At 50.3% G+C, this 13,680-nt stretch carries 7 protein-coding genes and 1 pseudogene; 2 read left to right on the forward strand and 6 right to left on the reverse strand.

Annotated features, from left to right (window positions below; all coding sequences use genetic code 11):
- The first annotated feature begins 203 nt into the window (after positions 1-203).
- A complete protein-coding gene (locus NX720_RS01885; RefSeq protein ID WP_262598577.1) occupies positions 204-1,574 on the forward strand; it encodes an IS4 family transposase in 1,371 nt (456 codons plus the stop codon).
- 117 nt (positions 1,575-1,691) lie between these two features.
- On the opposite strand, the gene NX720_RS26915 is transcribed toward NX720_RS01885, so the two are convergent.
- From NX720_RS26915 to NX720_RS01910, 6 genes and pseudogenes are all read right to left on the reverse strand, one after another.
- On the reverse strand, positions 1,692-1,925 hold the full coding sequence (locus NX720_RS26915; protein WP_404831040.1) for a transposase: 234 nt from the start codon (positions 1,923-1,925) through the stop codon (positions 1,692-1,694).
- Between the two features lie 4 nt (positions 1,926-1,929).
- A pseudogene (locus NX720_RS01890) lies at positions 1,930-3,201 on the reverse strand (IS1182 family transposase); the annotation flags it as partial.
- Positions 3,202-3,283: 82 nt separating this feature from the next.
- Positions 3,284-6,436 (reverse strand): ankyrin repeat domain-containing protein, encoded by a 3,153-nt coding sequence (locus tag NX720_RS01895; protein ID WP_262599027.1) that lies wholly within the window; start codon positions 6,434-6,436, stop codon positions 3,284-3,286.
- 31 nt (positions 6,437-6,467) lie between these two features.
- Positions 6,468-9,932, reverse strand: a complete 3,465-nt coding sequence (locus NX720_RS01900) for an ankyrin repeat domain-containing protein (protein ID WP_262599028.1) — start codon at positions 9,930-9,932, stop codon at positions 6,468-6,470.
- A gap of 202 nt (positions 9,933-10,134) precedes the next feature.
- Complete coding sequence (locus tag NX720_RS01905; RefSeq protein ID WP_262598982.1) at positions 10,135-10,257, reverse strand: hypothetical protein; 123 nt, start codon at positions 10,255-10,257, stop codon at positions 10,135-10,137.
- Between the two features lie 117 nt (positions 10,258-10,374).
- Positions 10,375-13,233 (reverse strand): ankyrin repeat domain-containing protein, encoded by a 2,859-nt coding sequence (locus tag NX720_RS01910; RefSeq protein WP_262599029.1) that lies wholly within the window; start codon positions 13,231-13,233, stop codon positions 10,375-10,377.
- Between the two features lie 280 nt (positions 13,234-13,513).
- Between NX720_RS01910 and NX720_RS01915 the strand changes: the two genes are divergently transcribed.
- Positions 13,514-13,648 (forward strand): hypothetical protein, encoded by a 135-nt coding sequence (locus NX720_RS01915; protein WP_262599031.1) that lies wholly within the window; start codon positions 13,514-13,516, stop codon positions 13,646-13,648.
- The last annotated feature ends 32 nt before the right edge of the window (positions 13,649-13,680 follow it).

Genomic DNA, 13,680 nt, shown 5'->3' on the forward strand with positions numbered 1-13,680 from the left:
ATTTACGTAGCACTGCAAGTCGTATTTAACCAGTTATTGGTCTGACGGTTGACTATTCTCCTCGGAGCCTGACCGAGAATAGCTTAGGCAGTCCTCCTAAGGGCAATGGCACTGACTTAAGACTTAATCCCTTGGCATGAAAGGCTTGCCCAAGAACAAATCATCTATAAATAGATGAAGTTAACAGAGCCCTCGAGCAAGCCATGAACAAGTCTAGCCCAGAATATCTAAAACTCGCTGACCAATGTCTGAAGCAGTTTGCACAAACATCTGAAGACGCCTTGGCTTCTCTACTCTCCACAGAGATCCTGAATGCCTTTGAGAAAAAATCGACCTCCAGAGTTAGAGATTATCCAGCCCTGAAAACCCTTACTCTTTTTATGCGTCAGGTGTCCAATGAAGACAAGTCCTGCAGAAAGGTTCTTGTACAGGAGTCACTTGAACAAGCAGCAAATGACGAAGTGTCCGACAAAACCAAGAATGACGCCTACTGCAAAGCACGTAAACGGTTGCCGGAAGATCAGGTAAAGTCATTGTTTCAGATTTCAGGAAAACGACTGGATGAAGAAAGCCCGGAATCATGGTTGTGGCACGGTCGGCGGGTTGTTATTGCCGATGGAACCACTGCTAATATGCCTGACACGACTGAAAACCAACAGCTCTATCCCCAGTCAAAATCCCAAAAAAAAGAAGTAGGGTTCCCTACTGTCAGGATGCTTGCCTTTATCACGCTGGGAAGTGGAGCTCTCATTGAGACAGCCATGGGAGCTTGTGAGGGAAAAGGCAGTGGAGAGCAATCTCTGATGATACAAATGATCCCGAACTTGAATGCTGACGACATTGTGCTTGGCGATGCCATTTTCGAGACGTATTTCATCCTGGCACTTTTGCTTATAGCAGGTGTTGACGGTGTTTTTGAAAAAAATGGTGCGCGTAAAATCGACTTCAGAAAATCCTTCATGAAACTGGGAAAAAAAGATGCTTTATTCAGATTGGAGCGTCCTCCAAAACCACCCTGGATGAGCAGAGAGTTTTACGATCAGTGGACACCGGATCACCTGATTATCCGTGCCATTAAAACGAAGAATCGTATCATCGTTACCACATTGATTGATGCAGAAGCATATCCACGCTCTGACATTAGCGCACTGTACACCAAACGCTGGAATATTGAGTTGGACTTCAGATCCATCAAAACAATTATGAATATGGAGATGTTGCGCTGTAAGACTCCAGCGATGGTGCGTAAAGAAATTTATGTTCATTTTCTGGTTTACAATTTGATACGGGCATTAATGGCGCGAGTGGCCAAAGCCACAGAGCAAGTTCCGAGGGATGTGAGCTTCAAGGCAGCAAAACAGACGCTAAATGGGGCTCGGGTTTTACTGTTATTCTGTCCAAATTGCACTCTCAACCAGGTTCAAGCTCAAATGATAGTTATCATTGGAGAACATAAAGTTGGAGACCGACCGGGACGATCAGAACCAAGAGCTGTAAAGAGGCGACCAAAGGCATTTAAAAAGCTCCAGCACTCTAGGGCTAAAGCTCGTCAACTCAATAAGTACAAGGGGTGAGAGCTTAAGTCAGTGCCATTGCTCCTAAGGGTTTCACAAAATTCAAAATGAGCAAAAAACAACCACTTTTTGAGGTTAATTTGCTCATTTTTGCAAATTTACAGCTTTTCTTTACCTTTATGCCGCTTTTCTAACCTTTTTTAAATCCTCAAGACGGATTGAACCCGTTGAAGCTTTCTTCACAATTTTTTTGAAATTATGCACTGTGCATACCAGTGAAAACTCTGCTTCCACTTTCTCTTTCCCGCGCAGACTGAAACTCCTGAATCCAGAGTTTTTTATCTGACCAAACGGCGGTTCCGCTATTACTTTGCGACGTTCGTATACTGCCTTCGCTTCGCTTGTTTCCATTTTTTTTATTCATGGCTTGTCGTGCAGTTTCAAACTTGTCTGTGCGAATTACCCTGCCTGCACTTTTTTTGGAGCCACTGCATCTGGAGCGGTAAGGGCACTCTCGGCATACTTCCTTGTTTGCCCGGTAGCCTTTCCTCTTAGCTTTACTGGCCGGATTGGTAACCAATTTTTCCCCAGCCGGACAGATGAAGACGTCCGCTTCAATATCATATGTAAAATCCGCTTTGACAAACTTTCGATCAGTATTTTCAAAATCGGTGGCAGCCGGTTTTTCTTCCCTGTCAGTAGCGATATAACCGTCTATTCCGTGTTTATCCACAGCGTGCAGATTTGGCCCTGAAAAATAGCCGTTATCCATACTCCATTTATCCACAGCTGCGCCATCGGTAGACTCTGACAGAGCCTGAAGAGCAGGTTCTACTTCCTGTACGTCGTTGGCGCGTTGACTGATGTGTTGGCCGACAATGATCTGGTGATCCGAATCTACATTAATTTGGGCATTGTAGCTGTATTCGCAGTACCCCTTCTTGCTCATCATCCGGGCATCATGGTCTGCAAAGCTAATCTGTTTCTTGTCGTCTATTGGCTCGTCCGGATTGAGGGCTTTCTCACGCTCTTCCAGTGCTTTTTTGGCTGCCTTAATTTTCTTCAGCCGTTCTTCTTTAAACTGGAGGTCTTCAGGAATACTGTAGCCATTGGTTTCTTTGTAGGCGTCATCTTCTTCCTGATCGCACTGGCTGGCTTTTTTGATCAGTTCATCAACTTCAGCGCTGAGTTCTGCCTCTTTGGCTTTAAGCCGGCCGTAGCTCATGGCCTTATGCTTTGAGCTGTTGGCTTTGAATTTCGAACCATCCAGACTGATATGCCCAAGCGATGCCAGTTTCAGCTCCATCGCCAGCTTGACGGACTGTTTGAAACAGTCATGAAAAAACGACAGGTTGTTTTTGCGGAAGTCCCCCAGGACACGAAAGTTTGGGCAATTCATCTGAGAGATGTACATGAATGCCAGATCCTGCCGACACCGTTTTTCTATTTCACGGAAGCTGAATACACCATGACTGTAGGCGTAGATCAGGATACCTACGATCAGCTTGGGTGGGTAGGCATGCAGTCCAAGGTGATGGTACTGCTTTTCAACTTCCGAGGTGTCAATGTTCTGGAAGATGGTCTCATAGATGTAGCAGTCATGATCCTTGGGAAGAAGATCAAAGATGTTGGTTGAGAAGAAGATCAAAGATGTTGGTTGGGAACAGCAGGTGCTGGTCGAACTCAACAGGGCTATCCTTGAATTTTGGAGGTGGCGACATCAGGCTTCATCAGGGCTGCGTTTTGAACGCTATTATATCAGATAAATCTTATTCTCGGTCAGGCTCCTCGGCAGCGGTCAGAAGTTTCGCGCACCCGGTGTGGCCGTTCCGGTTAGCAATGCGCAGCGGAGTGGCACCATTCGTCGTCAGGGCAGCCTTAACATCCGCCTTGGCATTAATCAGAAGCTTCACGCACCCGGTACGACCTTTCAGGGCAGCGAGGTGGAGAGGAGTGGCACCATCCACCGTCTGGGCAGCACCAACATCCGCTCCGGCCTTGATCAAAAGTTCCATGCACCCGATATGACCGCCCTGGGCAGCGAGGTGCAGAGGAGTGACACCATCCACCGTCCGGGCAGCATCAACAATCGCCCCGGCCTTGATCAGAAGTTCCACGCACCCGGTATGACCGCCTTGGGCAGCGAGGTGCAGAGAAGTGGTACCATCCTTCGTCAGGACAGCATCAACAACCGCCCCAGCCTTGATCAGAAGTTCCATGCACCCGGTATGACCGTTCTCGGCAGCTAAGTGCAGAGGAGTGACACCATTCGTCGTCATTGCAGCATCAACAATCGCCCCAGACTTGATCAGAAGCTCCACGCACCTGGTACAACCTTTCAGGGCAGCGAGGTGCAGAGAAGTGCCACCATCCGCCGTCCGGGCAGCATCAACATCCGCCCCGGCCTTGATCAGAAGTTCCATGCACTCGGTATGACCGTTAACGACAGCGAAGAAAAGAGGAGAGACACCATCCGTCGTCCGGGCACCATCAACAGCCGCCCCAGCTTTGATCAGAACTTTCAGGCACCCGGTATGACCTTTGTGGGCAGCGAGGTTCAGAGGAGTGGCACCATCCGTCGTCCGGGCAGCATCAACAGCCGCCCCAGTCTTGATCAGAACTTTCAGGCACCCGGTATGACCTTTGTGGGCAGCGAGGTGCAGAGGAGTGGCACCATCCGTCGTCAGGGCAGCATCAACAGCCGCCCCAGCTTTGATCAGAACTTTCAGGCACCCGGTATGACCTTTGTGGGCAGCGATGTGCAGAAGGGTGAAACCATCTGTCCTCAGGGTAGCACCAACAACTGCCCCGGCATCAATAAGGGGTTGCAAGCACTTCGTATGACCATTCAGGACAGTAGCGTGCAACAAACTGATGCCGGAACCCGAAACAGGTGAACGAAATTGTTTATTGGCAATTCTACTGTCTAGTTCAAGCGAACGCTGCAGCGTTTCCAAATCCCCCGTACGACAAGCTTGCAGAGGCAGGTCTTCACAGAATTCAGAATCTTCATAAAGCATGCCACCGTCCATTCGCACCAGCGGTAGGGCTTCTTGCCGACAATAAGCACACGAACGTGATGCAAGAGCCTTAGCCTTAGCCGGACCCTGTTCCCTAAGCCATACGGCAATGCACTCCAGATGATATTGGTGATTACAGTTCGTCTTGACGACCGAAATAACGCCTAAGTCATTCCTGCAGATGGAGCACTTGTCGCCCTGTGACTTCTCATTTCCTTCTGCAGCGGTTGAGCACCCCCCCGCTACTGAAATACCAGCTTCTGGCTTTTCCTTTTTGCAAGGTCCGTGGCAAGGTGAGCAGTCGATGGTCTTACTATATGTATGTTTATCGTTGTCGGGTGGTTCTTCCCCCTCATCGCCTTTCTTCCAGCCACTCTCCTCCTTATTGTCCAGAGGCGCTTTGTTTGTGCGGGTGTTTAAATTTGAACCTTCTTGCCTGCCTTCTGCCGTGGCTTTGTGTTTTTCCTGATTCTGGCCTCCGCCTTCCTGATGGGGTACCTGCCTCTCATCGTACTGGCTTGAAAGATCAGCCGAAAACATCGCCCGGAACTGACACGCCAGCGTTTCAAGACCAGAAACCAGAAACTCAGTTTGTTTTGTTGACACGTTAATGTCGTCTGTTTCCAGCTGCAACTCCTGTTCCAGCCGTCTTCTCAATGCCTGGTAAACCAAACCCGCGTCCGTAAGTCGCCACCGGTCGTAGAACAGGGCTTCTTCATGCGTCAGCTCACCGGGAACAATGAGAATGCTCTGATAGTCAGTGTTTACGTGGTGTTGAGACAGCGCCTGTTTCAGGGCGTCATCATCACGCTGCCACAGCTCCCGGTCATCAGTAGCCAGCGATGCCTTCAGGAATGACAAAATCCCCGGGGAACCCTGATCGTTTTCCGTTATTCCGGTTGCGGATATATCCAAATCAGTCAGATATTCAAGGTCAGCGGCAATCAGCATGATCCTGTTATCAAGAATCCGGGCCAGGTCACCATGACCCCGGACTATGGCCTGTTGCATTTTTTTTCGGAGGATTTTTAACAGTTGTCGTTTGTTTTCCAGATTCTTCCTGATCAGTTCTTCCTCTGAATCCTGCTCCGGGTACTCCTTGTCGCCATAGATAATGATCAGTGGCTCAGGCTCGGCATCGAAGGTGTAATGAGTGCTGTCATTATCGTCATCGTCACCATCACCGCCACTCCCGGAAGCCACCAGACTACCAGTGACGATACCTGCAATGTCCTTCAGAGCTTCGGTATCCAAAAGTGCGAGGTAGCTTTGCGTCTGGATGTTGAGCAGTTTTTCGTACAAAGAAACCAGACTGACACTCCAGAGAATGTTGTCCCGGGTAATAACTACCCGCATAGAGGCATCACTGATAGAAACAACAGCGGCAGGATAAGGCGGTCTTTTAACAAGTCGCTGCCAGTTAGCAATCGCCTGATCCAGCTCTCCCTCAAGCCTGTTTCTTTTTCTGTCGTTTGCCTCTCTGGAAAAAGCACCGTCAGGAATCAGTCTGTTTTTTAACAGTGTTTTTAAAAAGGATGTCCGGGACGGTGATTCCGCCTGTAACGGGTTGTTGTGGCTTAATACGTTTCCGGGTCTGCCCGAAAAAACAACACCGGCGCTTCCGGCAGTTGAAAAAACGGTTGACAGGAAATAGAAAAGCAAACTGTCAGAGAAAGGAGAAAAAACTGCTCTGCTATCGTCAACAGGTTTAAAACATACCTGACCGCTGTCGGCTAAAAACGAATCAGTTAAAAACGCCTTTCCTGGAAAGCCTGCCGTTAAATCACTGACTGGTTTACAGATAACACCGTCGGTGGCAGCAAAAAGCGCTGAACTGGCAAACAGGAAGGTAATAAAAAGTCGTAAAAAGTCAGCACTCAGAGATGTCAAGTAATTATGCACCTTTAAGCTCCTGCCTACCGTATTTAGCCAGTTATTGGTCTGACGGTTGGCTATTCTCCTCGGCAGCGGTCAGAAGTTTCGCGCAACCGGTCTGGCCGTTCCGGTTAGCGGTGCGCAGCGGAGTGTCACCATTCGTCGTCAGGGCAGCCTTAACACCCGCCCCGGCCTTGATCAGAAGTTCCACGCACCCGGTATGACCGTTCTCGGCAGCTAAGTACAGAGGAGTGCTACCATCTGTCGTCAGGGCAGCATCAACACCCGCCCCGGCCTTGATCAGAAGTTCCACGCACCCGGTATGACCGTTCTCGGCAGCTAAGTACAGAGGAGTGCTACCATCTGTCGTCAGGGCAGCATCAACACCCGCCCCGGCCTTGATCAGAAGTTCCATGCACTCGGTATGACCGCCTTGGGCAGCGAAGTGCAGAGGAGTGGCACCATCCGTCGTCAGGGTAGCCTTAACATCCGCCCCGGCCTTGATCAGAAGTTTCAGGCACTCGGTATAACCTTTGTTGGCAGCGATGTGCAGAGGAGTGACACCATCCGTCGTCCGGGCAGCATCAACAGCCGCCCCAGCCTTGATCAGAAGTTTCATGCACTCGATATGTCCGCCTTGGATAGCGAGGGGCAGAGAAGTGACACCATTCGTCGTCCGGGCAGCATCAACAGCCGCCCCGGCCTTGATCAGAAGTTTCATGCACTCGATATGTCCGTCTTGGGCAGCGATGTGCAGAGGAGTGTCACCATCCATCGTGAGGGCAGCCTTAACATCCGCCCCGGCCTTGATCAGAAGTTTCATGCACTCGGTATGACCGACTTGGGCAGCGATGTGCAGAGGAGTGGCACCATTTGTCGTCAGGGCAGCATCAATAGCCGCCTTGGCCTTGATCAGAAGCTCCACGCACTCGGTATGACCGCCTTGGGCAGCGATGTGCAGAGGAGTGTCACCATCCGTCGTCCGGGCAGCATCAACAGCCGCCCCAGCCTTGATCAGAAGTTCCATGCACTCGATATGTCCGCCTTGGGCAGCGAGGTGCAGAGAAGTGACACCATCCGTCGTCCGGGCAGCATCAACATCCGCCCCGGCCTTGATCAGAAGCTCCACGCACCCGGTATGACCGCCTTGGGCAGCGATGTGCAGAAGAGTGGCACCATTCGTCGTCCGGGCAGCCTTAACATCCGCCCCGGCCTTGATCAGAAGTTCCATGCCCCTGGTATGACCGCCTTCGGCAGCGCAGTGCAGGGGAGTGACACCATCCGTCGTCAGGGTAGCCTTAATATCCGCCCCGGCCTTGATCAGAACTTTCAGGCACTCGGTATAACCTTTGTAGGCAGCGATGTGCAGAAGGGTGAGACCATCTGCCCTCAGGGCAGCACCAACAACTGCCCCGGCATCGATCAAGGTTTGCAAGCACTCCGTATGACCATTCAGGACAGCGACGTGCAACAAACTGATCCCGGAACCCGAAACAGCTGAACGAAACTGTTTACTGGCAATCCTGCTGTCTAGTTCAAGCGAACGCTGCAGCGTTTTCAAATCCCCGGCACGACAAGCTTGCAGAGGCAGGTCTTCGCAGAATTCAGAGTCTTCATCGAGCTTGCCACCGTCCACTCGCACCAGCGGCAAAGCTCTTTGCCGACAATAAGCACACGAACGTGATGCAAGAGCCGTAGCCGGAGCCTGCTCCCTAAGCCATCCGGCAATGCACTCCAGATGATATTGATGATTACAGTTCGTCTTGACGACCGAAATAGCGCCTAAGTCCTCCTTGCAGATGGAGCACTTGTCACCCTGTAACTTCTCATTTCCTTCTGCAGCGGTTGAGCGCCCCCCCGCTACTGAAATACCAGCTTCTGGCTTCTCCTCTTCGCAAGGTCCGTGACAAGACGGGCAGTCGATGGTCTTGCTGTATGTATGTTTATCGTTGTCGGGTGGCTCTTCCCCCTCATCGCCTTTTTTCCAGCCACTCTCACTCTTATTATCCCGAGACGCTTTGTTTTTGCGGGCGTTTGAATTTGAGCCTTCTTGACTGCCTGCTGCCTCAGATGAACTGGCCTTGCGTTTTTTCTGATTCTGGCCTCCGCCTTCCTGGTGGGGTACCTGCCTCTCATCGTACTGGCTTGAAAGATCAGCTGACAACATCCCCCGGAACTGACGCGCCAGCGTTTCAAGACCAGAAACCAGAAACTCAGTTTGTTTTGTTGACACGTTAATGTCGTCTGTTTCCAGCTGCAACTGTTGTTCCAGCCGTCTTCTCAATGCCTGGTAAACCAAACCTGCGTCCGTAAGTCGCCACCGGTCGTAGAACAGGGCTTCTTCATGTGTCAGCTCACCGGGAACAATGAGAATGCTCTGATAGTCAGTGTTTACGTGGTGTTGAGACAGCGCCTGTTTCAGGGCGTCATCATCACGCTGCCACAGCTCCCGGTCATCAGTAGCCAGCGATGCCTTCAGGAATGACAAAATCCCCGGGGAACCCTGATCGTTTTCCGTTATTCCGGTTGCGGATGTATCCAAATCAGTCAGGTATTCAAAGTCAGCGGCAATCAGCATGATCCTGTTATCAAGAATCCGGGCCAGGTCACCATGACCCCGGGCTATGGCCTGTTGCATTTTTTTTCGGAGGATTTTTAACAGTTGTCGTTTATTTTCCAGATTCTTCCTGATTAGTTCTTCCGCTGAATCCTGCTCCGGGTACTCCTTGTCGCCATAGGCAATGATCAGTGGCTCAGGCTCGGCATCGAAGGTGTAATGAGTGCTATCATTATCGTCACCATCACCGCCACTCCCGGAAGCCACCAGGCTACCAGTGACGATACCTGCAATGTCCTTCAGAGCTTCGGTATCCAAAAGTGCGAGATAGCTTTGCGTCTGGATGTTGAGCAGTTTTTCGTACAAAGCAACCAGGCTGACACTCTGGAGAATGTTGTCCCGGGTAATAACTACCCGCATAGAGGCATCACTGATAGAAACAACAGCGGCAGGATAAGGCGGTCTTTTAACAAGTCGCTGCCAGTTAGCAATCGCCTGATCCAGCTCTCCCTCAAGCCTGTTTCTTTTTCTGTCGTTTGCCTCTCTGGAAAAAGCACCGTCAGGAAGCAATCTGTTTTTTAACAGTGTTTTTAAAAAGGATGTCCGGGACGGTGATTCCGCCTGTAACGGGTTTTTGTGGCTTAATACGTTTCCGGGTCTGCCCGAAAAAACAACACCGGCGCTTCCGGCAGTTGAAAAAACGGTTGACAGGAAATAGAAAAGCAAACTGTCAGAGAAAGGAGAAAAAACTGCTCTGCTATCGTCAACAGGTTTAAAACATACCTGACCGCTGTCGGCTAAAAACGAATCAGCTAAAAACGCCTTTCCTGGAAAGCCTGCCGTTAAATCACTGACTGGTTTACAGATAACACCGTCGGTGGCAGCAAAAAGCGCTGAACTGGCAAACAGGAAGATAATAACAAGTCGTAAAAAGTCAGCACTCAGAGATGTCAAGTAATTATGCACAAGACGGCACTCAGCTAGTTCTCGTCCAAAAACGTAGCCACCTGATAATCGATAAAATTTGATCTGAGAATGAATGAAGCTCATCTGCTTTTTATAAACTATCTTTCCCGGAGCCTTTAATCACAAGTGACAGCAAAGGACAGCAAAAAAGAAAAGACCTCAAATGCGTAAAAAAAGCAATAAGCAGTGTAGTCTGAATTTCCTATGTAAGTCTTCTCCAATATGAACGACGGAAGTTGTTGGAGAAGTACAGAGTACCGCCTTCATTCAAACGACGCATGGCCAGCCTGATCAGATGACCATGATCGCGCTGCGCATCAAACACGCCTTCGAACTTCCTGGAGTTTGAGAAGGTGGGCGGGTCGATAAAAATCGAGCCATAGTCGTTTTTATCCCGTTCAAAGCGATGATTTACTTAGCACTGCAAGTCGTATTTAGCCAGTTATTGGTCTGACGGTTGACTATTCTCCTCGGCAGCGGTCAGAAGTTCTGCGCACCCGGTCTGGCCGTTCCGGTTAGCGATGCGCAGCGGAGTGTCACCGTTCGTCGTCAGGGAAGCCTTAACATTCGCCCTGGCCTTGATCAGAAGCTCCACGCACCCGGTATGACCGCCTTGGGCAGCGATGTGCAGAGGAGTGGTACCATCCGTCGTCCGGGCAGCCTTAACATCCGTCCCGGCCTTGATCAGAAGTTCCACGCACCCGGTATGACCGTTCTCGGCAGCTAAGTACAGAGGAGTGCTACCATCTGTCGTCAGGGCAGCATCAACACCCGCCCCGGCCTTGATCAGAAGTTCCACGCACCCGGTATGACCGTTCTCGGCAGCGTAGGAAAGAGGGGAGGCACCATCCGTCGTCAGGGCAGCATCAACATCCGCCCCAGCCTTGATCAGAAGTTCCATGCACTCGGTATGACCGCCTTGAGCAGCGAAGTGCAGAGGAGTGCTACCATCCGTCGTCCGGGCAGCATCAACAGCCGCCCCGGCCTTGATCAGAAGTTCCATGCACTCGGTATGACCGTCTTGGGCAGCGAAGTGCAGAGGAGTGGCACCATCCGTCGTCAGGGTAGCCTTAACATCCGCCCCGGCCTTGATCAGAATTTTCAGGCACTCGGTATAACCTTTGTGGGCAGCGATGTGCAGAAGAGTGTGACCATCTGCCCACAGGGCGGCACCAACAACTGCCCCGGCATCAATCAGGGGTTGCAAGCACTCCGTATGACCATTCAGGACAGCGGCGTGCAACAAACTGATGCCGGAACTCGAAATAGCTGAACGAAACTGTTTACTGGCAATCCTGCTGTCTAGTTCAAGCGAACGCTGCAGCGTTTTCAAATGCCCGGCACGACAAGCTTGCAGAGGCAGGTCTTCACAGAATTCAGAGTCTTCATAAAGCATGCCACCGTCCACTCGCACTAGCGGCAAGGCTTCTTGTCGACAATAAGCACACGAAGATGATGCAAAAGCCTTAGCCTGAGCCTGCTCCCTAAGCCATCCGGAAATGCACTCCAGATGATATTGGTGATTACAGTTCGTCTTGACGACCGAAATAGCGCCTAAGTCATTCCTGCAGATGGAGCACTTGTCGCCCTGCAACTTCTCACTTCCTTCTGCAGCGATTGAGCGTCCCCCCGCTACTGAAATACCAGCTTCTGGCTTCTCCTCTTCGCAAGGTCCGTGACAAGACGGGCAGTCGATGGTCTTGCTGTATGTATGTTTATCGTTGTCGGGTGGCTCTTCCCCCTCATCGCCTTTTTTCCAGCCACTCTCACTCTTATTATCCCAAGACGCTTTGTTTTTGCGGGCGTTTGAATTTGAGCCTTCTTGACTGCCTGCTGCCTCAGATGAACTGGCATTGCATTTTTTCTGATTCTGGCCTCCGCCTTCCTGGTGGGGTACCTGCCTCTCATCGTACTGGCTTGAAAAATCAGCCGAAAACATCGCCCGGAACTGACGCGCCAGCGTTTCAAGACCAGAAACCAGAAACTCAGTTTGTTTTGTTGACACGTTAATGTCGTCTGTTTCCAACTGCAACTGTTGTTCCAGCCGTCTTCTCAATGCCTGGTAAACCAAACCCGCGTCCGTAAGTCGCCACCGGTCGTAGAACAGGGCTTCTTCATGCGTCAGCTCACCGGGAACAATGAGAATGCTCTGATAGACAGTGTTTAAGTGGTGTTGAGACAGCGCCTGTTTCAGGGCGTCATCATCACGCTGCCACAGCTCCCGGTCATCAGTAGCCAGCCATGCCTTCAGGAATGACAAAATCCCCGGGGAACCCTGATCGTTTTCCGTTATTCCGGTTGCGGATGTATCCAAATCAGTCAGGTATTCAAGGTCAGCGGCAATCAGCATGATCCTGTTATCAAGAATCCGGGCCAGGTCACCATGATCCCGGGCTATGGCCTGTTGCATTTTTTTTCGGAGGATTTTTAACAGTTGTCGTTTATTTTCCAGATTCTTCCTGATCAGTTCTTCCGCTGAATCCTGCTCCGGGTACTCCTTGTCGCCGTAGGCAATGATCAGTGGCTCAGGCTCGGCATCGAAGGTGTAATGAGTGCTGTCATTATCGTCATCGTCACCATCACCGCCACTCCCGGAAGCCACCAGACTACCAGTGACGATACCTGCAATGTCCTTCAGAGCTTCAGTATCCAAAAGTGCGAGATAGCTTTGCGTCTGGATGTTGAGCAGTTTTTCGTACAAAGCAACCAGGCTGGCACTCCGGAGAATGTTGTCCCGGGTAATAACTACCCGCATAGAGGCATCACTGATAGAAACAACAGCGGCAGGATAAGGCGGTCTTTTAACAAGTCGCTGCCAGTTAGCAATCGCCTGATCCAGCTCTCCCTCAAGCCTGTTTCTTTTTCTGTCGTTTGCCTCTCTGGAAAAAGCACCGTCAGGAAGCAATCTGTTTTTTAACAGTGTTTTTAAAAAGGATGTCCGGGACGGTGATTCCGCCTGTAACGGGTTTTTGTGGCTTAATACGTTTCCGGGCCTGCCCGAAAAAACAACACCGGCGCTTCCGGCAGTTGAAAAAACGGTTGACAGGAAATAGAAAAGCACACTGTCAGAGAAAGGCGAAAAAACTGCTCTGCTATCGTCAACAGGTTTAAAACATACCTGACCACTGTCGGCTAAAAACGAATCAGCTAAAAACGCCTTTCCTGGAAAACCTGCCGTTAAATCACTGACTGGTTTACAGATAACACCGTCGTTGGCAGCAAAAAGCGCTGAACTGGCAAACAGGAAGATAATAAAAAGTCGTAAAAAGTTAGCACTCAGAGATGTCAAGTAATTATGCACAAGACGGCACTCAGCTAGTTCTCGTCCAAAAACGTAGCCACCTGATAATCGATAAAATTTGATCTGAGAATGAATGAAGCTCATCTGCTTTTTACAAACTATCTTCCCCGGAGCCTTTAATCACAAGTGACAGCAAAGGCCAGCAAAAAAGAAAAGACCTCAAATGCGTAAAAAAAGCAATAAGCAGTGTAGTCTGAATTTCCTATGTAAGTCTTCTCCAATATGAAATGAGCCTGCTGCTATTGGGGCTTTCATCCATTATTACGGAATGAAAGTCATCATGAACACAAAGCTCGTAAAGACTCTGCAACAGGTGCGGGAACTGCTCCAAAGCGCTCCTGGTATCGAATCTGGCTATACGGTGCAGCAGCGACGGGCCGGAATTTTTCGCCCGATTTTCAAGCGCCTGCAATAGCCACAGGCGATTAAAAATCAGCGGTTATTTAT

It is taken from the genome of Endozoicomonas euniceicola (assembly GCF_025562755.1).
GTDB classification, from domain to species: Bacteria; Pseudomonadota; Gammaproteobacteria; order Pseudomonadales; family Endozoicomonadaceae; genus Endozoicomonas_A; species Endozoicomonas_A euniceicola.